Origin of the sequence: Bradyrhizobium sp. U531, from assembly GCF_051710265.1 — a bacterium.
Classification (GTDB): Bacteria; Pseudomonadota; Alphaproteobacteria; order Rhizobiales; family Xanthobacteraceae; genus Bradyrhizobium.
The window spans coordinates 510,131-528,718 of record NZ_JASVEN010000004.1 but is presented as its reverse complement, the minus strand read 5'-3'; the positions used below and the strand labels follow the sequence as shown (position 1 = coordinate 528,718).

The following is an 18,588-nucleotide window of genomic DNA, read 5'->3' as shown; positions in this document are numbered from 1 at the left end:
CGCCGCTGACAGTTAAGGCGAGGCGTTCGGCTCGCCGCGCTTGATCCCTGAGATGTTCGGATTGCTTGCTCATGATGAACAAGCTGAACGCGTAGGGTTCGTTCCTATCTTCTTTGACGAGCGAAACACGACATATCAAAGAACGGCCGCGTCGCCGTGTGGGGAAGCGACGCGGCTCGGAAGTAAGCACAGTAAGGAGGTGGGCTTACTTCATGTTGCTCTTGGTACCACCCTGATCGCTGCCGGGGCCTGAGCCGCCCTGGCCGGATGCGTCGGGCTTCATCATGCCGCCCTTGGCCATACCGTCCTTGTTCATGCCGGTGGTGCCTTTGTTCATCGAGCCCTTGTTCATGGAGTTCTTTTCCATGCCGGGCTTGTCCATGTTGTTGGACTGCGGCGCCGGGCCGCTCTGAGCGAATGCGGAGCCGCACATCATGGCAAGGGCGGCGGTAGCGACGATAATTTTTTTCATGAAAGCTCCTTGGTTGATTTGTGCAAATTCAACGGGAGCAGGGTCGCGACGTTCCTCCACGTCAGATATCGCGAGGAAAGATATTCTCACAGCAAACTGAAACCGATCGTCTCGCTATCCGTATTGCCGCAACAGTTCGTCGTTTAGGTGCAAGCTGTGTGCGCCTGACCGGGCCTATGTCCGCTTGTGGCCCAAGGCGGACGTCCCTTGGTTGCCCGCCGATGTCCGCTGCTGAGGGCAAAGCGGATATCGTCGTCCGGAGACGACACTGGGCGATCTGGCTTCGCTCCTCAGCTCAACCAGAATTTCGGCGTTGCCGGCTCCAGCCGTCCGCCCATGCGCACCGGTGCAACCTTCAGCGCGAGGCCCGTCGCGTCATCCGTCTCCACCGCGACGCCGCTCAGCGTCGCCGCGCCCGCGGCCGGCTCGAAGCGGCCTGACGGAATGCCGGACGTGAACCTGCGCAGCGGCTCTTCCTTCTGCATGCCGATGATGGAGTCGTAATCGCCGGTCATGCCGGCGTCGGTCATGTAGGCGGTGCCGCCGCTCAAGATCTGGTAGTCGGCGGTCGGCACATGGGTGTGGGTACCGACGACGAGGCTGGCGCGGCCGTCGCAGAAGAAGCCGATGCCCTGCTTCTCGCTGGTCGCCTCGCAATGGAAGTCGACGACGACGGCGTCGGCGGCAACGCCGAGCGGACAGGCCCCGAGCTCGCGCTCCAGTGCCGCGAAGGGATCGTCGAACGGGGTCATGAAGACGCGACCGAGCGCGTTGACGACGAGCGCATGCTTGCCGTTCTTGGTCTCGACCAGGGCGGCACCGCGGCCGGGCGTGCCGCGCGGATAGTTGGCGGGGCGCACCAGGCGGTCGGCACGCTCGATGAACACCAGCGCCTCGCGCTGATCCCACGAATGATTGCCGAGTGTCACCGCGTCGGCGCCGGCGTCGAGGAATTCCTGGTAGATCGCTTCCGTGATGCCGAAACCGCCGGCCGAATTCTCGCCGTTGACGACGACGAGATCGAGCGACCAGTCCCGGACCATGCCGGGGAGATATTCTGCGATGGCGCTCCGTCCGCTACGGCCGACGACATCACCCACGAAGAGAATGCGCAACTTCAGAACTCCGGAAATCGAACACGTCCGATTCCGTTAGCACATAATCCAGCGCGACGTCGTGCGATAGTGCCGGAACCGCCTTGATCTCCTGCGCTGCGAAAGCCAGCCCGATGCCGAGAATGTTCTTGGCTTTGCGCAAATGCGCGAAGGTGAAATCGTAATGCCCCGCACCATAGCCGATGCGATGGCCGAGACGGTCGAACGCCGCGAGCGGCGTCAGCATGATGTCGGGGATGACTTCGGCGGCCGCAGGCGACGGCTCGGGAATGCCGAGCGGGCCGAGCATCAGGCGGTCGTTCGGATGGAAGAGGCGGAAGATCAGCGACTGGCCGCGCGCGGTGACGCAAGGCAGCGCCAGCTTGGCGCCCTCCTCCGCGAGCTTCCTCAGCAGCGGCATCGGATCGATCTCGCTGCGGATCGGCGAGTAGCCGGACACGATGCTGCCGGGCAGCAGGTTGAACGGCAACCCGCGCTTGGCGAGTTTTACAGCGGCGGCGGCGCGCTTCTTTTCGCTCAGCGCATCGCGCGCCGCGAGGGCCTTGGCACGGAGTTCGGCTTTCGTGTTGGGCATGCGCTTTGGTCCCCCACGTCATCATCCGCCTTGTGCGCCCTTGCGCACTGGGGCGGATGATCCAGTTTTCCAGAGGCGGTGATAATTCACACAAAGGCCGCAGCGTACTGGATTCCCCACCTTCGCGGGGAATGACACCTACTGAATTGGCCGCGGTCATTTCGACAGGCACGAACCAGAAGGAAGAAGAAACAGTGCGAAGCCGCGTACGCCGTTGAAGCACTCGATCCCGGAGTTCCCTACGAAAGTAGGTGGGCACCATATGTCCGGGCCCACGGGCCCGGCCAGGGACAGTTCCCTAAAGGATCGATAAGGCCCCGGGGATATATGGCTCCTGACGCGCGTCGCAGCCTCGCGGAGGCAATGTAACAACGATACTGACGAATCGCCAGCCCGGCGCGAAGCTCGTCTGCCGCCATCCTTCGAGACGCCCGCTTTGCGGGCTCCTCAGGATGAGGACTGGGTGCTTAGCAGGCATTTTCGCGGGCAAAGCTGCCAGTCAGCCTCATCCTGAGGAGACCGCTGGAAGCGGTCGTCTCGAAGGACGAGGCGCTTGCTCAGGCCTCGCCAAGCCCTACCCGATCGCAATCCCGTTGCCGACGGTCCGGTTCAGCACCTGGGTGGACTTCTCGATGCGCTCGGCGGCGGCGTTCAGGGCGTTCACCACGGCGGTCTGGGTCATGCGGGCGCGTTCGACGGCGGCGTTGCGGAAATCGCGGAGCTCGGTCAGCTCCTGCTCCAGGGCCCGGACACGGTTGGTGGTGTCGACCAGCTCGTCGCAGACGGTCAGCGCGGCCATCACGGTGAGCCTGGCATCGCCGATCTCGCCGAATTTTCCGCGCAGCGACTGAATGCGCGTTTCCAGCGTCTCGGCGAGCTTGAGCAGCCGCACCTCCTGGCCCTCCTCGCAGGCCATGCGGTACTGCCGGCCATTGATGGTGACGTTGATGTGGCTCATCCGTCCTCTCCGGTATCGAGCACCGAGCGTATCGTGACGATTGCGGAATCCAGCCGGTCGGAGATCTCGCGATTGGTACGCTCGAGCTTGCGCGCTTTCACCAGCGCGCCGTCGAGCTCGTCGGCGAGCCGCGAGCGGTCCGCGCCGAGCGCCTGAATCCGCGCCGCCAGTTCGTTCTCGTCGCGATCGGCATCGCGACGGCGCTCCACCGCGCTTTCGAGTGCGTCGAGCGCCGCCATCAGCCTGCGGGTCGCGATCTCGATCTCGACCGCGGAGGACTCCGTCATGGCGGCACTGTTGGACACGCGATCGTTCATGTAGTCAGCGGTGGAACCTGGCGGCCTTTGCCCAGTGGCCTTTTCCTGGGGCTTGCCGTCCGGCAAAAGACTCGGTTCGGCAAGCGGTTAGAAGCAGAAATTTACGTGGCAAGCTAGCCCAGCGCAACGCCGCCGCGAAACTATGCACCGATAGATCGGACGAAGGCTGCCCTGATCCGTCAGTTCCCTCCCATACAAGCGGGGTGCGAAAAACCGGTCTCCATACAGGCAACTTTTACGGCCAAATCGGCGTTTGACTGCCTTGGACTCCCGGAACCGAGGTGCTATCCCAGCCCCGACCTTCAGTGGCCGCCAGGCTCCTCCCGCGCGGGCGTACATCGCCTTCAAGCGCCTCATTTCAGACGGATTTCAGACATGACGCAGGTCGATCACAACCGCATGGCCAACGCGATCCGCGGCCTTGCGATGGACGCTGTCGAGAAGGCGAAATCGGGCCATCCCGGCCTGCCCATGGGCGCCGCCGACATCGCCACCGTGCTGTTCACGCAATTCCTGAAATTCGACGCGGCGACGCCGGCCTGGCCAGATCGCGACCGCTTCGTGCTCTCGGCCGGCCACGGCTCGATGCTGCTCTATTCGCTGCTGTACCTGACCGGCAATGCCGAGATGACGCTGGACCAGATCAAGCAGTTTCGCCAGGTCGACTCGCTGACCCCGGGCCATCCGGAGAATTTCCGCACCAAAGGCATCGAGACCACCACCGGTCCGCTCGGCCAGGGCATCTCGACCGCGGTCGGCATGGCGCTCGCCGAGAAGATGCTCGCGGCCGAGTTCGGCAAGAAGATCGTCGATCACCACACCTATGTGCTCGCCTCCGACGGCGACCTGATGGAAGGCGTGTCGCAGGAAGCGATCGCGATGGCCGGCCACTGGAAGCTCGGCAAGCTGATCGTACTCTATGACGACAACGGCATCTCGATCGACGGCCCGACCTCGATCGCCGATTCCGTAGACCAGGTGAAGCGCTTCAAGTCCGCCGGCTGGGCCGCCGAGAAGATCGACGGCCACGACCAGGCTGCCATTGCCGCCGCGATCACGCGCGCGCAGAAGTCGAACAAGCCGACGCTGATCGCCTGCCGGACCACCATCGGCTTCGGCTCGCCGCACAAGGCCGGCACGTCGAAGGTGCACGGCGAGGCGCTCGGCGCCGACGAGCTCAAGGCCACCAAGGAAAATCTCGGCATCTCGCTCGAGCCGTTCTCGGTGCCCGACGACGTGTTGAAGGCCTGGCGCACCGCCGGCAGCCGCGGCGCCGCCGCACGGCAGGAATGGGAAACCCGCCTCGGTGAGCTCGGCAGCCGCAAGCGCGCCGAGTTCGAGCGCCGCCTGCGCCACGAGCGTCCGGCTGCGCTCGCGAAGGCCGTGCGCGCCTACAAGAAGGAGCTGCTGGAAAAGCCGATGAATGCGGCGACCCGCAAGTCGTCGGAAGCGGTGATCGAAGTGATCGCCGGCGCGATGCCGATGGAATTCCTGGCGGGCTCCGCCGACCTCACCGGCTCCAACAACAACAAGGCGAAGTCGGCGACCGCCTTCTCGGCCAAGACGCCGAAGGGCCGCTTCATCCATTACGGCATCCGCGAGCACGGCATGGCCGCCGCGATGAACGGCATATTCCTGCACGGCGGCTTCGCACCGAACGGCGCGACCTTCCTTGTGTTCACCGATTACGCGCGGCCTGCGATGCGCCTTGCCGCGCTGATGGGCTCCGGCGTCGTCTATGTGATGACCCATGACTCCATCGGCCTCGGCGAAGACGGCCCGACCCATCAGCCGGTCGAGCATCTCGCCGCGCTGCGTGCCATTCCCAACATGCGCGTGTTCCGTCCGTGCGATTCCATCGAGGTCGCCGAGTGTTGGGAGCTCGCGCTCAATCGCGTGGACGGTCCGACCGTGCTGGCGCTGACGCGCCAGAACCTGCCGCAGCTGCGCACCACCGCACCAAACGACGTTCCCTGCGCGGCCGGCGCCTACGAATTAGTCGCAGCGCAGGGCGAAGCCAAGGCGACGCTGTTCGCCTCCGGCTCCGAGGTCGAGATCGCGGTCGCCGCCCAGAAGCAGCTCGCCGAGCGCGGCATCGCGTCACGGGTGGTCTCCGTTCCCTCGCTCGAGCTGTTGTTAGCGCAACCAGAGGCGAAGCGTGCCGCAATCATCGGAAATGCGCCGGTGAAGGTGGCGATCGAAGCGGCCGTGCGCTGGGGCTGGGATGCCGTGATCGGCCAGGATGGCGAATTCATCGGCATGCATTCCTTCGGCGAAAGCGGCCCGGCAAAGGAGCTTTACAAGCACTTCGGTATTACCGCCGAGGCTGCGGTTAACGCTGTGCTGAAGCGCGTTTCCTGAGAGTTGAGCTTGCCGTAAAAAAGGACTACGTAATCTCTCATATGATCAAGCACCGCCCGGCTGAACCGGGCGTCCGCCCCTAAAAAACCCTCGCAGGCGCGTATGGCGCGTTGTGCGGGATGACAACGGTCATTGAAGGAGACGAAACATGGCAGTCCGCGTTGGAATTAACGGTTTTGGCCGCATCGGCCGTAACATCCTGCGGGCGATCGCCGAGTCCGGCCGCAAGGACATCGAGGTCGTCGGTATCAACGACCTCGGCCCGGTCGAGACCAACGCCCACCTCCTCCGCTTCGACAGCGTCCATGGCCGTTTCCCCGGTACCGTCACCGTCGATGGCGACTCGATCAGCCTCGGAGGCGCCAAGATCAAGGTGACCGCCGAGCGCGATCCCTCGAAGCTGCCGTGGAAGGACCTCGGCATCGACATCGCGATGGAATGCACCGGCATCTTCACCTCGAAGGACAAGGCCAGCGCGCATCTGACCGCCGGCGCCAAGCGCGTTCTCGTTTCCGCGCCCGCCGACGGCGCCGACGCCACCATCGTCTACGGCGTCAACCACGACACGCTGACCAAGGATCACCTGGTCGTCTCCAACGGCTCCTGCACCACCAACTGCCTTGCGCCGGTCGCCAAGGTGCTGAACGATCTCGTCGGCATCGAGACCGGCTTCATGACCACGATCCACGCCTATACCGGCGACCAGCCGACGCTCGACACCATGCACAAGGATCTCTATCGCGGCCGTGCGGCGGCGATGTCGATGATCCCGACCTCGACCGGTGCGGCCAAGGCGATCGGCCTCGTGCTGCCCGAGCTGAAGGGCAAGCTCGACGGCGTCGCGATCCGCGTGCCGACCCCGAACGTCTCGGTCGTCGACCTCAAGATCATCGCCAAGCGCGCGACCGACGCCAAGGAAATCAACGCGGCGATGAAGCGCGCCAGCGAGCAGCAGCTCAAGGGCATCCTCGGCTACACCACCGCGCCGAACGTCTCGATCGACTTCAACCACGACCCGCACTCCTCGACCTTCCACGAGGACCAGACCAAGGTGCAGAACGGCACCCTGGTGCGCGTGATGTCCTGGTACGACAACGAGTGGGGCTTCTCGAACCGCATGGCGGACACCGCCGTCGCGATGGCGAAGAAGATCTAAGTAGCAGGTCTCGTGTCCCGGACGCGGTGCAGCGCGCTTGCGCTGCTCCGCAGAGCCGGGACCCATTCAACTGCGGGACTCGCTGTGATGTGGGTCCCGGTTCTGCAGCGCATCGCTTGCGCGCTGCGCAGCGCCCGGGACAAGAGAGATGACCAACAAATTCCGCACCCTCGACGACGTCGACGTGAAGGGCAAGCGCGTGCTGCTGCGCGTCGACCTGAACGTGCCCATGGACAATGGCCGCGTCAGCGACACGACCCGGCTCGACCGCGTCGCGCCGACCATCACCGAAATCTCGAACAAGGGCGGCAAGGTCATCCTGCTCGCGCATTTCGGCCGGCCGAAGGGGCGCGATGCCAAGGACTCGCTGAGGCCCGTTGCCGAGGCGCTGTCGAAGGTGGTGAAGAAGCCCGTCGCCTTCGCCGAGGATTGCATCGGCGAGCCCGCGGCCAAGGCCGTGGCGGCGCTGAAGGACGGCGACATTCTCTGCCTTGAGAACACCCGCTTCCACAAGGAAGAGGAAAAGAACGATCCCGCCTTCGTCGCGGAACTGGCAAAGCTCGGCGACATCTGGGTCAACGACGCGTTCTCGGCGGCGCACCGTGCCCATGCCACGACCGAGGGCCTCGGCCACAAGCTGCCGGCCTATGCCGGCCGCACCATGCAGGCCGAGCTCGATGCGCTGGAGAAGGCGCTGGGCTCGCCGACCAAGCCCGTCATCGCGATCATCGGCGGCGCCAAGGTCTCGACCAAGATCGACCTCCTGGAAAACCTCGTCACCAAGGTCGACGCGCTGGTGATCGGCGGCGGCATGGCCAACACCTTCCTGCACGCCCAGGGCGTCGGCGTCGGCAAGTCGCTGGCCGAGAAGGATCTCGCCGCGACCGCGCTGCGCATCATGGAAAAGGCTGAAGCCGCCAACTGCGCCATCATCCTCCCCGTGGACGCAACGGTTGCCTATCACTTCGCCGCCAACGCGCCGTCGCACGCCTACGGGCTCGATGCGATCCCGGCCGACGGCATGATCCTCGACGTCGGCCCGCAATCGATCGCCCGCGTCCATGCGGCGATCGACGACGCGGCGACGCTGGTCTGGAACGGACCGCTGGGTGCGTTCGAGATGCAGCCGTTCGATCGCGGCACGATGGCGGCCGCCAAGCACGCCGCCGAGCGCACCAAGGCCAAGAAGCTGATCTCGATCGCGGGCGGCGGCGACACCGTCGCGGCGCTCAACCAGGCCCATGTGGCCGGCGACTTCACCTATGTCTCGACCGCCGGCGGCGCGTTCCTCGAGTGGATGGAAGGCAAGCCCCTGCCCGGCGTCGAGGTTCTGCGGACCAAGTAATCAAGCGGCCTTTCAGGCCCCCAACGGGAGAAGAAGACAGATGGCTCGGATCACGTTACGTCAATTGCTCGACCACGCGGCTGAGAACGATTACGGCGTACCGGCCTTCAACATCAACAACATGGAGCAAGCGCTGGCGATCATGGACGCGGCCAACCAGGTCGACGCGCCCGTCATCATCCAGGCCTCGCGCGGTGCGCGCTCCTACGCCAACGACATCATGCTCAAGCACATGATGGACGCGGTTACCGAGATCTATCCGCACATCCCGGTCTGCGTGCATCTCGACCACGGCAACGAGGCCGCGACCTGCATGACCGCGATCCAGGCCGGCTTCACCTCCGTGATGATGGACGGATCGCTCAAGGCCGACGGCAAGACGCCCGGCGACTGGGCCTACAATGTCGGCGTCACCAAGACCGTGACCGACATGGCTCATCTCGGGGGCATCTCGGTGGAGGGCGAGCTCGGCGTGCTCGGCTCGCTCGAGACCGGCATGGGCGACAAGGAAGACGGCCATGGCGCCGAGGGCAAGCTCAGCCACGACCAGCTCCTGACCAACCCGGACGAAGCCGTGAAGTTCGTCCAGGAAACCAAGGTCGACGCGCTCGCGATCGCGATGGGCACTTCCCATGGCGCCTACAAGTTCACCCGCAAGCCGGACGGCGACATCCTCGCCATGAACGTGATCGAGGAGATCCACCGCAAGCTGCCGAACACGCATCTGGTGATGCACGGCTCCTCCTCGGTGCCTCAGGACCTCCAGGACATCATCAACACCTATGGCGGCAAGATGAAGCCGACCTGGGGCGTGCCGGTCGCCGAGATCCAGCGCGGCATCAAGCACGGCGTGCGCAAGATCAACATCGACACCGACAACCGCATGGCGATGACCGGCCAGATCCGGAAAGTCCTCAAGGACAGCCCGGAAGAGTTTGATCCGCGCAAGTATTTGAAGCCGGCGATGGAAGCCATGACCAAGCTGTGCAAGCAGCGCCTGCAGGAGTTCAACACCGCGGGCCAGGCCTCCAAGATCAAGCGCGTCCTGACCACCGCCGACATGGCCAAGCGCTACGCCAAGGGCGAGCTGGATCCGAAGGTGGCGTAAGCCGACGAGCCCATTCCCGGGTCATTCCGGGACACGCGAAGCGTGGGCCCGGAATCCATAACCACAGCCTGGGGTTATGGATTCCGGGCCTGCGCCTTTCGGCGCATCCCGGAATGACAGAAAGCCTGCGACGAACGTTAACTCGGCAATTGCCCGAGAACGGTCTATTTTCACGGGCAAGGGCAGAATCGTTTTGGGAGGACCTCTCGATGAATCTGACTGAGCTCAACAAGGTCGCGACCGCCCTGGTCGCATCAGGCAAGGGCATCCTCGCCGCCGACGAATCCTCCGGCACCATCAAGAAGCGCTTCGACGCGATCGGCGTGGACTCGACCGAAGACAACCGCCGCGACTATCGCGAGATGCTGTTCCGGTCGAACGAGGCCATGAGCCAGTTCATCTCCGGCGTGATCCTCTATGACGAGACGATCTGGCAGAATGCGAAGGACGGCACGCCGCTGGTCAAGCTGATCGAACAGAGCGGCGCCATCCCCGGCATCAAGGTCGACGAGGGCACGCAGGCCTTGCCGATGTGCCCGGGTGAGCTCGTCACCGTCGGGCTCGACAAGCTCGCCGAGCGGCTGAAGAAATATTACGAACGCGGTGCGCGCTTCGCCAAATGGCGCGCCGTGATCGACATCGGCAGCGGGATTCCCTCGATGACCGCGATCAGCGTCAACGCCCACGCGCTGGCCCGCTACGCCGCGCTGTGCCAGGCCGCGCAGATCGTGCCGATCGTGGAGCCCGAGGTGCTGATGGACGGCGACCACGACATCGACCGCTGCTATGAGGTGACGAGCCGCGTGCTCAACAAGACCTTCCAGGAATTGCGCCTGCAGCGCGTTGCGCTCGAAGGCATGGTGCTCAAGCCCAACATGGCGATCTCAGGCAAGAAATGCGCAAAGCAGGCCTCCGTCGAGGAAGTCGCGGAAAAGACCGTGCGCCTGCTCAGGGCCTGCGTGCCCGCGGCGGTGCCCGGCATCGCCTTCCTCTCCGGCGGCCAGTCGGACGAGGAAGCCACTGCCCATCTCAACGCCATGCACAAGCTCGGGCCATTGCCCTGGGGCCTGACCTTCTCCTACGGCCGCGCGCTGCAGGCAGCCCCGCAGAAGGCCTGGTCCGGGAGGCCTGAGAACGTCGCGGCCGGCCAAGCCGCCTTCAGTCATCGCGCACGCATGAACGGCCTTGCCGCCAAGGGTGAATGGCAAAGCAGCCTGGAAAAGAAAGCAGCCTAGATCTTGTCGAACAAACCGCCTCCGCCGCGCCCCGCGCCGCGCCTCTATCTCGCGACGCCCGTCGTCGATGATCCCGCCGCGCTGGTCGCCGAGCTGCCGGGCCTGCTCGCCGCCGCCGACATCGCGGCCGTATTGCTGCGGCTGAAGGAGACCGACCAGCGCACCATGATCTCGCGCATCAAGGCCCTCGCACCGCCGGTGCAGAAGGCAGGCGCCGCGCTGCTCGTCGACGGCCATGCCGAGCTGGTCGCGCGCGGCGGCGCCGACGGTGCGCACCTGCCCGGCATCGCCGCGCTGAAAGAGGCGATGCCCTCGCTCAAGCCCGATCGCATCGCCGGCGTTGGCGGGCTGACGACGCGGCACCATTCCATGGATGCGGGCGAGGTGGGCGCGGATTACGTGCTGTTCGGCGAGCCCGATGCGAAGGGCCAGCGTCCGCAGACGCAGGCGATCGCCGAACGGCTGGACTGGTGGGCCGAACTATTCGAGCCGCCATGCGTCGGCTTTGCGACGTCGCTGGAAGAAGCCCACGACTTCGCCCTCAGCGGCGCCGATTTCGTCCTGGTCGGCGATTTCGTCTGGGCCGATCCGCGCGGGCCCAAGGCTGCACTGATCGAGGTCGACGCCGCGATCAAGAAGGCCCATGCGACGGCGACGGCCGAGCAAAATCCCGCGGGCAGCGAGCACGGTTAGCACCCGACATGAAGCTCCCCTGCATCACCATGCTGGCCACGCTGCTGCTCACGATGCCCGCGGCCGCGCAGCTCCAGATCACGCCGCCGGCGACGATCCCGAGCCCGCCGCCCGAGAAGCAGAAGCCCAGGCCGCCCGCACCCGCCAAGAAGGAAGCGGCGCCGGCGCCGAAGCCTTCGGCCTCGCCCAAGGCCTCCCCGTCGCCCAAGCCATCGCCATCGCCGAAGCCGGCCGCGACCGTGATCCCGGCGCCGCCGACCGACAATTCCAGCGTCGATCTGGTGTTCGGCGCCTATCAGCGCGGCCAGTACAAGACCGCGTTCGAGCTCGCTACTGCCCGCGCCCAAGGCGGCGATCCCAAGGCGATGACCATGCTCGGCGAGCTCTATTCAAACGCCATGGGCATCAGGCGCGACTACGCCAAGGCGGCCGAATGGTACAAGCGCGCCGCGGATGCCGGCGACCGCGAGGCGATGTTTGCGCTTGCCATGCTGCGCATCTCCGGCCGCGGCGGCTCGCTCGACAAGGGCGAGGCGGTCAAGCTGATGGCCTCCGCCGCCAAGCTCGGCGAGCCCAAGGCGGCCTATAATCTCGCTCTGCTCTACCTGGACGGCCAGACCCTGCCACAGGACGTCAGGCGCTCCGCGGAGCTGCTGCGCCAGGCCGCCGATGCGGGCCTGCCCGAGGCGCAATACGCGCTCGCGACCTTCTACAAGGAAGGCACCGGCGTGACGAAGGACCCGGAACGCGCGGTGCGGTTGCTGCAGGCCGCCTCGCTCGCCGACAATGTCGATGCCGAGGTCGAATATGCCATCGCCATGTTCAACGGCACCGGCACGCCGAAGAACCAGCCGGCCGCCGTGGCCCTGCTGCGCAAGGCCTCCCGCCAGGGCAGCGCGATCGCGCAGAACCGGCTGGCCTGGGTGCTGATCAACGGCGTCGGCGTGACCTTGGACAAGGTCGAGGGCTTCAAATGGCACCTGGTGGCCAAAACCGCCGGCAAGGGCGACCCCGAGCTGGACAAGCAATTATCCGAGCTGCCGGCCGACGAGCGGGCCAAGGCGGAGGCCGCCGCCAGGAAATGGCTCGGGAGCAAATGACTTGACCTGACGGCCCGTGCAGGGCACCCAATCCTTCAAACGGGCGCGTTGTTCCGCCCTTCTCCCCAAATCAAGACCGAAAGCCCATGCTGTACTCCGCCACTATCAACGTCATGGTCAAGGCCGCGCGCCGCGCCGGCCGCAGCCTCAAGCGCGATCTCGGCGAGATCGAGCATCTCCAGGTCTCGCTGAAGGGGCCGGCGAACTTCGTCTCACTCGCCGACAAGCGGGCCGAGGAGATCGTGTACCAGGACCTCACCAAGGCCCGGCCCGGCTACGGCTTCATCGGCGAAGAGGGCGGAATGCGCGAGGGCAGCGACAAGAGCCACACCTGGATCGTCGACCCGCTCGACGGCACCACCAACTTCCTGCACGGCATCCCGCAATTCGCGATCTCGATCGGCCTCGTGCGCGAGGGCACCATCATCGCGGGCGTGATCTACAACCCCGCCAATGACGAGCTCTACATCGCCGAGCGCGGCAAGGGCGCCTTCCTCAACGACCAGCGCCTGCGGGTGGCCGGCCGCCGCCAGCTCAACGAATGCGTGGTGGCCTGCGGCCTGCCCCATATCGGCCGCGGCGACCACGAGGAGTTCCGCCGCGAGATGACCGCGATCCAGGACCGCGTCGCCGGCCTGCGCCGCTTCGGCGCCGCCTCGCTCGACCTCGCCTTCGTCGCCGCCGGCCGCCTCGACGGCTATTGGGAGCGCGACCTGCAATCCTGGGACATCGCCGCCGGTATACTGATGGTGCGCGAAGCCGGCGGCACGGTGAGCGACATCGCCACGCCGGGCGATGCGCTCGTCACCGGGCATGTGGTGTGCGGGAATGAGTACGTTCACGGGGAGCTGGTGAAGATTTTGCGGAAGCCGGCGTAAGGGCAAAAGCTCGACGCCCAGGACTCATCGTCCGAGGGCGGGGCCTGCCCAGAGCAGCTATTTGATGTCGCGCGGGGGCTCTTTGTGATCGCGCGACAACTGCCCGGCGATCTGCCGTGAGCATTCGCCTCACGTTCGCAGCACGCGTCAAAGAGAACGATATGTCCGACACTCGGATCAGCTTGGTGAAGGCCGACGCAACCGATATCAGCGACTTCAAAAAGGAATTGCAGGACGCTTTTTCGATAGCTGTCACGGAGGCATTCGACGATCTGCCGGACGGGCCCATTCCTTCAGACGACGACCTGGACAAATCGATCAACGCCAAGGGAGCAGTGACGCTGCGCATCATGTGCGATGGCAGAAAGGTCGGCGGCGCAGTGGTGACCATCAACGAACAAACTCACCGCAATTCGCTGGATCTCTTCTTTCTGAAGGTTGGAGAGGAAGGGCGCGGCTTGGGCCACAAAGCCTGGCTTGCCCTGGAAAACCGGTACCCGAAAACGGTGGCGTGGCGGACTTACACTCCATACTTCGAGAAGAGAAACATCCACTTCTACGTCAACAAGTGTGGTTTCAAGATCATCGAGTTCTTCAACAGCCAGCATACCGATCCGAACCACCCCGCTGTTCCCGACGATCCGGCCGGGAGCGAAGGATTCTTGTTCGAAAAGCTCATGTGAGTGAGATGCACCGACGCTGTGTCCGACGAGGCGCTGTGAACGACGCTAAAGCGCGATGAGATTGGGACGAATCGTCATCGCGCTTCAGGTTATTGGTTGAGCATGATCTTTTCGGAAAACCGCTTCGCACTTTTCCGGATCATGCTCTAGCGCGGGCGGACGTGCTGAGCTCGCTGGGGTAGCTCGGCTCGCCCCTGTCGCGGCGGCTAAGATTCGTCCTCGTCTGTCTCCTCCTCGCGATATTCGCCGCCGAGGGTCAGGCCCTCGATCGCGGTGGCGCCTTTCGATTTGATGACGCGGCGAAGCGGGACGGAGCTCTCGCTTCGCAACGCCTCCATCAGCTGTTCCGAATGGGTGACGATCCAGATATCGGCGCGGCGCGATGCCTTGGCGATCAGCCGGGCCAAGGGCGCCAGCAGCGACGGGTGCAGGCTGGTCTCGGGCTCGTTCAGCGCGATGAACGGTGGCAGCCGATAGCCCATGAACACCGCGAGCAGACAGATGTATTTCAATGTCCCGTCGGATAATTCGTGAGCCCTGAACGGCCGCGGCATATCCTCCAGCTGCAGATCAAATTCGCACAAGCCGCCCTGCTCCCAGGCGCGGAGTTCAGCGCCCGGGAACGCGTCCTGAATGGCTTCATGAAGGTCGGTGGCGTCTCCTCTGATAGTGTAGAGTGTCGCCAGGGCCGCAGCGAGATCGCTTCCGTCAGCACTGAGCGAGGGCGTCGTGATCGCAAGACAGGGCTTTCGTATCGGGGACGCCGGATCGGTGCGAAAGTCGTGATAGAAACGCCAGCCCAGCATCGCGTTTCTGATCAGGTCGATTTCGGGGCATTCCTTGCCGTTGTAAAAGCCCGCTAGCGCCGGCTCGGACGGCAGCACCGCGTCCTTGTGGTTGACCCACGCGCCATTGTCGTCGCGGATGCTGACGAGGGAATTTTTGCGCTCCATCAGCAAAACCGTTCGCTTGCCCTGCGTCGCCTCGATGCTCTCGGCCTTGATCATTGGCTCGCCGGAAAACGCCGCTTCGAGGGGGCCGGGAAATCCGATCTCGATCGAATATCTGAGACGGTCGAACCTGACCGACAAGCGCAGCCGCCCGTCCTCGCCGCGTTTGCGAAGACCGGACCAGCAGACCGAATTCAATCCGCCCTCATCGGCGATCGTACGCGTGATCCGCCCGGCAGCCGCGTCGCGCAACAGAGACAGCGATTTGTAGAGATTGGACTTGCCGACACCATTCTCGCCGACAAACACGGACAGGGGATGGATGGGTATGGAGAGCCGTCTGATAGAGCGATAGCTCGAGATCGCAATGTCGGTCGGACGCATCCCATGCACCAGCTTTCAATCCAGAGATGGAGTCTGGATCGGCCCTCCTGCGAAAGCAAGCGAACCGTCTGCCTTGGCGTGGCGAGGTCCGGAGTTCAGTGACCGGCCCTTGCGGGAGCGGGCGGCCCGTACGCCTCGCCGTCCTTCTCCGCCGCCTTCTCCCGGTCTCCCGCCAGCACACGCTGCACCGAGACGAAGAACACCGGCACCATCAGGAGCGCCAGGATCACGACCGCGATCATGCCGCCCATCACGATCGAGCCGAGCGCCTGCTGGCTGGCGCCGCCGGCGCCGTGGGCGATGGCCATCGGCAGCACGCCGCAGATGAAGGCAAGGCCGGTCATCAGGATCGGGCGGAAGCGCAGGCGGCAGGCTTCGATGGTGGCTTCCACCAGCGGCTTGCCTTCCTTGCGCAGATCCTTGGCGAACTCGATGATCAGGATGGCGTCCTTGGCCGCGAGGCCGATGATGGTGATCAGGCCGACGGTGAAATAGACGTCGTTGGGCAGGCCGCGCAGCATCGCCGCGGTCACGGCGCCGACGATGCCGAGCGGCACGGTGAGCAACACCGCTAGCGGGATGGTCCAGCTCTCGTAGAGCGCGGCCAGACACAGGAACACCACGAACACCGACAGCGCGAGCAGGAACGGCGCCTGCGAGCCCGACAGCTTTTCCTGCAGCGACTGCCCGGTCCATTCATAGCCGAAGCCGCGCGGCAGCCTGCCCGCGAGCCGCTCCATCTCCGCAATCGCATCACCCGAGGTGAATCCGGGCCTGGCTTCGCCGGAGATGCGCACCGCCGGATAATAGTTGAAGCCGGCAATCTGCGTCGGGCCGCGCGCCCATTCGACCGTGGCGAACGAGGAGAACGGCACCAGCTGGCCGCGGCTGTTCTTGACGTTGTAGTTGAGGATGTCCTCGGTCCGCATGCGGTCGCGCGCATCGGCCTGCACCACGACGCGCTGCATGCGGCCGCGGTTCGGGAAGTCGTTGATGTAGTTCGAGCCGAGATTGGTCGAGATGGTGTTGTTGATGTCCTCGAAGGTGACGCCGAACGCGCCGGCCTTCTCGCGGTCGATCGCGAGATTGACCACGCCCGCTTCGGGCAGGCCCTCGACATAGACCTTCTGCAGCACCGAGCTCGCATTGGCTTCCGCGATCAACTGGTCGGCGGCGCGCATCAGGGCCGGATAGCCCTTCTGGCCGCGGTCCTGCAGGCGGAACGAGAAGCCCGAGGAGTTGCCGAGATTGTCGATCGGCGGCGGCTGCAGCGCGGAGATCTTGGCGTCGCGGATCGACGCGCCCAGATCGCGGTTGATGTCGTTGACGATCGCCGCGGCCGACTCCTTCGGACCGCGCTCCGACCAGTCCTTCAAGGTGATGAAGGCCTGCGCGGTGTTCATGCCCTGACCGGAGAAGCTGAAGCCGGTGAGGAAGGTGACGTTGTTGACGCCCGGCCGCTGCGCCAGATATTTCTCCACCTTCTCGATCACGGCCTCGGTGCGGCCGTAGGACGAATCCGAGGGCGTCTGCACGTCGGTGGTGACGAAGCCCTGGTCGTCGATCGGCAGGAAGCCGCCGGGCAGGCTGACGAAGGCCCAGGACAGGCCGACCAGCAGCGCGACATAGACCAGCATGAGGCGACCGGTGCGCTTCAGCGAGAAGCCGACGGTGCGCGCGTAGTGGAAGCGGCTGGCCTCCAGCAGGTGATTGAACCGGCTGAACACGAAATTCGTCGAATGCCCGTGTCCCTTGGCGATGGGCTTGAGCAGCGTCGCGCACAGCGCCGGCGTCAACGACAGCGCCAGGAAGGCGGAGAAGCCGATCGCGGCGACCATGGTCACCGAGAACTGGCGATAGATGATGCCGACCGAGCCGGGGAAGAACGCCATCGGCACGAACACCGCCATCAGCACCAGCGTGATGCCGATGATGGCGCCCGAGATCTGCGACATCGCCTTGCGCGTCGCCTCCTTCGGCGGCAGGCCTTCCTCGCTCATGATGCGCTCGACGTTCTCGACCACGACGATGGCGTCGTCGACGAGGATGCCGACCGCGAGCACCATGCCGAACATCGAGAGCATGTTGATGGAATAGCCGGCGAGCAGCAGCGTGGTGCAGGCGCCCAGAAGCGCCACCGGCACCACGATGGTCGGGATGATGGTGTAGCGGATGTTCTGCAGAAACAGGAACATCACCACGAACACCAGCACCACGGCCTCGACCAGCGTCGTGAGCACCTTCTTGATCGAGGCTTCGACCACGGGCGTGATGTTGTAGGGAATCTCGTAAGTGATGTTGGCCGGGAAGAAGCGCGACAGCTCCTTCATCTTCTCTTCGACGGCGCTCGCGGTCGCGAGTGCATTGCCGGTCGGCGACATCAGCACGGACAGACCGGCCGTCGGCTTGCCGTCGAGGCGGGTGTTGAACTGGTAGCTGAGACCGCCGACCTCGACGCGCGCGACGTCGCGCAGACGCACGGTGGAACCGTCGGAATTGGCGCGCAGGATGATGGCGCCGAATTCGTCCGGCGAGGAGAGCTGGCCCTTGACCAGCACCAGAGCAGAGGTGCGCTGGCTCGAGGCCGACGGCTCGGCGCCGATGCTGCCCGAGGCGACCTGCGCGTTCTGCGCCGCGATCGCCTTGTTGACGTCGTCGGCGGTGAGCCCGTAGCCGACCAGCTTCGCCGGGTCGACCCAGACGCGAAGCGAGCGCTCGGTCGAATAGAGCGTGGCGCGGCCGACGCCCGGGATACGCCGGACCTCGCCGAGCACGTTGCGGATCATGAAGTCGCCGAGGCCGACCTCGTCGAGGCTGCCGTCGGTCGAGCTCAGCGTGATGATCTGGAGCACCGCGCTGGAGGCTTCCTCGACCAGGATGCCCTGCTGCATCACCGCGCGCGGCAGGCGCGCCTCGACGCGCTTGATGCGGTTCTGGACCTCCACCGAGGCGTCGTTGGTATTGGTGCCCGGCTGGAAGTTGGCGATGATCTCGACCTGGCCGAGCGAGTCGCTGGTGGATTCGAAATTGAGGATGCCGGAGGCGCCGTTGAGCTCCTCCTCGATCAGCCGCGTGACGCTGTTGTAGAGGTTCTCCGGCGAGGCGCCGGGATAGCTGGTGGAGATCGAGATCGAGGGCGGCGCGATGATCGGGTATTGCGCGATCGGCAATAGCGGCACGGCTATGGCGCCGATCAAGCAGATGAACAGCGCGACCACCCAGGCGAAGATCGGCCTGTCGATGAAGAAACTCGCCATGG

General features: G+C 64.9%; 16 protein-coding genes and 1 other RNA gene. 9 read left to right on the top strand and 8 right to left on the bottom strand.

The window, feature by feature from the left end; genetic code table 11:
- Window positions 1-205: 205 nt before the first annotated feature.
- The 6 genes from QRQ56_RS22015 to QRQ56_RS21990 form a co-directional block, all read right to left on the bottom strand.
- Window positions 206-472, bottom strand: coding sequence for a hypothetical protein (locus QRQ56_RS22015; RefSeq protein ID WP_438742961.1), 267 nt, complete (start codon window positions 470-472; stop codon window positions 206-208).
- A 290-nt stretch (window positions 473-762) separates the two neighbouring features.
- A complete protein-coding gene (locus QRQ56_RS22010) occupies window positions 763-1,587 on the bottom strand; it encodes a TIGR00282 family metallophosphoesterase (protein ID WP_438742960.1) in 825 nt (274 codons plus the stop codon).
- Window positions 1,565-2,161 (bottom strand): 5-formyltetrahydrofolate cyclo-ligase, encoded by a 597-nt coding sequence (locus QRQ56_RS22005; protein ID WP_438742959.1) that lies wholly within the window; start codon window positions 2,159-2,161, stop codon window positions 1,565-1,567. The genes QRQ56_RS22010 and QRQ56_RS22005 overlap by 23 nt, the downstream gene beginning before the upstream one ends.
- Before the next feature lie 195 nt (window positions 2,162-2,356).
- Window positions 2,357-2,517: non-coding RNA, 6S RNA (ssrS, locus tag QRQ56_RS22000), on the bottom strand.
- Between the two features lie 218 nt (window positions 2,518-2,735).
- A complete protein-coding gene (locus QRQ56_RS21995; protein WP_438742958.1) occupies window positions 2,736-3,119 on the bottom strand; it encodes a cell division protein ZapA in 384 nt (127 codons plus the stop codon).
- Window positions 3,116-3,436 carry a DUF4164 domain-containing protein gene (locus QRQ56_RS21990; protein WP_018318703.1) on the bottom strand — a complete coding sequence of 107 codons (321 nt, stop codon included), beginning with the start codon at window positions 3,434-3,436 and terminating at the stop codon, window positions 3,116-3,118. The genes QRQ56_RS21995 and QRQ56_RS21990 overlap by 4 nt, the downstream gene beginning before the upstream one ends.
- Before the next feature lie 375 nt (window positions 3,437-3,811).
- Here QRQ56_RS21990 and tkt point away from each other — a divergent pair, with 375 nt between their 5' ends.
- The 9 genes from tkt (at window position 3,812) to QRQ56_RS21945 (ending at window position 13,995) form a co-directional block, all read left to right on the top strand.
- Entirely contained in the window at window positions 3,812-5,797 is a 1,986-nt protein-coding gene (tkt, locus tag QRQ56_RS21985) for a transketolase (protein ID WP_438742957.1), read from the top strand.
- 148 nt (window positions 5,798-5,945) lie between these two features.
- A complete protein-coding gene (gene gap, locus QRQ56_RS21980) occupies window positions 5,946-6,953 on the top strand; it encodes a type I glyceraldehyde-3-phosphate dehydrogenase (protein WP_438742956.1) in 1,008 nt (335 codons plus the stop codon).
- Between the two features lie 148 nt (window positions 6,954-7,101).
- Window positions 7,102-8,298 (top strand): phosphoglycerate kinase, encoded by a 1,197-nt coding sequence (locus tag QRQ56_RS21975; RefSeq protein ID WP_438742955.1) that lies wholly within the window; start codon window positions 7,102-7,104, stop codon window positions 8,296-8,298.
- Window positions 8,299-8,338: 40 nt separating this feature from the next.
- Window positions 8,339-9,406, top strand: coding sequence for a class II fructose-bisphosphate aldolase (gene fba / locus QRQ56_RS21970; protein WP_438742954.1), 1,068 nt, complete (start codon window positions 8,339-8,341; stop codon window positions 9,404-9,406).
- A 209-nt stretch (window positions 9,407-9,615) separates the two neighbouring features.
- Window positions 9,616-10,641: a class I fructose-bisphosphate aldolase gene (locus QRQ56_RS21965; RefSeq protein WP_438742953.1), complete on the top strand. Its 1,026-nt coding sequence runs from the start codon at window positions 9,616-9,618 to the stop codon at window positions 10,639-10,641.
- 3 nt (window positions 10,642-10,644) lie between these two features.
- A complete protein-coding gene (locus QRQ56_RS21960) occupies window positions 10,645-11,334 on the top strand; it encodes a thiamine phosphate synthase (protein WP_438742952.1) in 690 nt (229 codons plus the stop codon).
- Between the two features lie 8 nt (window positions 11,335-11,342).
- A complete protein-coding gene (locus QRQ56_RS21955) occupies window positions 11,343-12,434 on the top strand; it encodes a tetratricopeptide repeat protein (RefSeq protein WP_438742951.1) in 1,092 nt (363 codons plus the stop codon).
- A gap of 86 nt (window positions 12,435-12,520) precedes the next feature.
- Entirely contained in the window at window positions 12,521-13,312 is a 792-nt protein-coding gene (locus tag QRQ56_RS21950; protein WP_438742950.1) for an inositol monophosphatase family protein, read from the top strand.
- Between the two features lie 116 nt (window positions 13,313-13,428).
- A complete protein-coding gene (locus tag QRQ56_RS21945; RefSeq protein WP_438742949.1) occupies window positions 13,429-13,995 on the top strand; it encodes a GNAT family N-acetyltransferase in 567 nt (188 codons plus the stop codon).
- Between the two features lie 206 nt (window positions 13,996-14,201).
- On the opposite strand, the gene QRQ56_RS21940 is transcribed toward QRQ56_RS21945, so the two are convergent.
- Both QRQ56_RS21940 and QRQ56_RS21935 read right to left on the bottom strand, forming a co-directional pair.
- On the bottom strand, window positions 14,202-15,329 hold the full coding sequence (locus tag QRQ56_RS21940; protein ID WP_438742948.1) for an AAA family ATPase: 1,128 nt from the start codon (window positions 15,327-15,329) through the stop codon (window positions 14,202-14,204).
- A gap of 95 nt (window positions 15,330-15,424) precedes the next feature.
- Window positions 15,425-18,586: a multidrug efflux RND transporter permease subunit gene (locus QRQ56_RS21935; protein WP_438742947.1), complete on the bottom strand. Its 3,162-nt coding sequence runs from the start codon at window positions 18,584-18,586 to the stop codon at window positions 15,425-15,427.
- Window positions 18,587-18,588: the final 2 nt, after the last annotated feature.

What these genes read in the sequence shown, in the direction of transcription:
- QRQ56_RS21995 (WP_438742958.1), bottom strand. Translation starts at nt 3,119, where the DNA reads ATGAGCCACATCAACGTCACCATCAATGGCCGGCAGTACCGCATGGCC.
- QRQ56_RS21965 (WP_438742953.1), top strand. Translation starts at nt 9,616, where the DNA reads ATGAATCTGACTGAGCTCAACAAGGTCGCGACCGCCCTGGTCGCATCA.
- tkt (WP_438742957.1), top strand. Translation starts at nt 3,812, where the DNA reads ATGACGCAGGTCGATCACAACCGCATGGCCAACGCGATCCGCGGCCTT.
- QRQ56_RS21950 (WP_438742950.1), top strand. Translation starts at nt 12,521, where the DNA reads ATGCTGTACTCCGCCACTATCAACGTCATGGTCAAGGCCGCGCGCCGC.
- QRQ56_RS22005 (WP_438742959.1), bottom strand. Translation starts at nt 2,161, where the DNA reads ATGCCCAACACGAAAGCCGAACTCCGTGCCAAGGCCCTCGCGGCGCGC.
- QRQ56_RS21975 (WP_438742955.1), top strand. Translation starts at nt 7,102, where the DNA reads ATGACCAACAAATTCCGCACCCTCGACGACGTCGACGTGAAGGGCAAG.
- QRQ56_RS21935 (WP_438742947.1), bottom strand. Translation starts at nt 18,586, where the DNA reads ATGGCGAGTTTCTTCATCGACAGGCCGATCTTCGCCTGGGTGGTCGCG.
- QRQ56_RS22015 (WP_438742961.1), bottom strand. Translation starts at nt 472, where the DNA reads ATGAAAAAAATTATCGTCGCTACCGCCGCCCTTGCCATGATGTGCGGC.
- QRQ56_RS21990 (WP_018318703.1), bottom strand. Translation starts at nt 3,436, where the DNA reads ATGAACGATCGCGTGTCCAACAGTGCCGCCATGACGGAGTCCTCCGCG.
- QRQ56_RS21955 (WP_438742951.1), top strand. Translation starts at nt 11,343, where the DNA reads ATGAAGCTCCCCTGCATCACCATGCTGGCCACGCTGCTGCTCACGATG.
- fba (WP_438742954.1), top strand. Translation starts at nt 8,339, where the DNA reads ATGGCTCGGATCACGTTACGTCAATTGCTCGACCACGCGGCTGAGAAC.
- QRQ56_RS21940 (WP_438742948.1), bottom strand. Translation starts at nt 15,329, where the DNA reads ATGCGTCCGACCGACATTGCGATCTCGAGCTATCGCTCTATCAGACGG.
- gap (WP_438742956.1), top strand. Translation starts at nt 5,946, where the DNA reads ATGGCAGTCCGCGTTGGAATTAACGGTTTTGGCCGCATCGGCCGTAAC.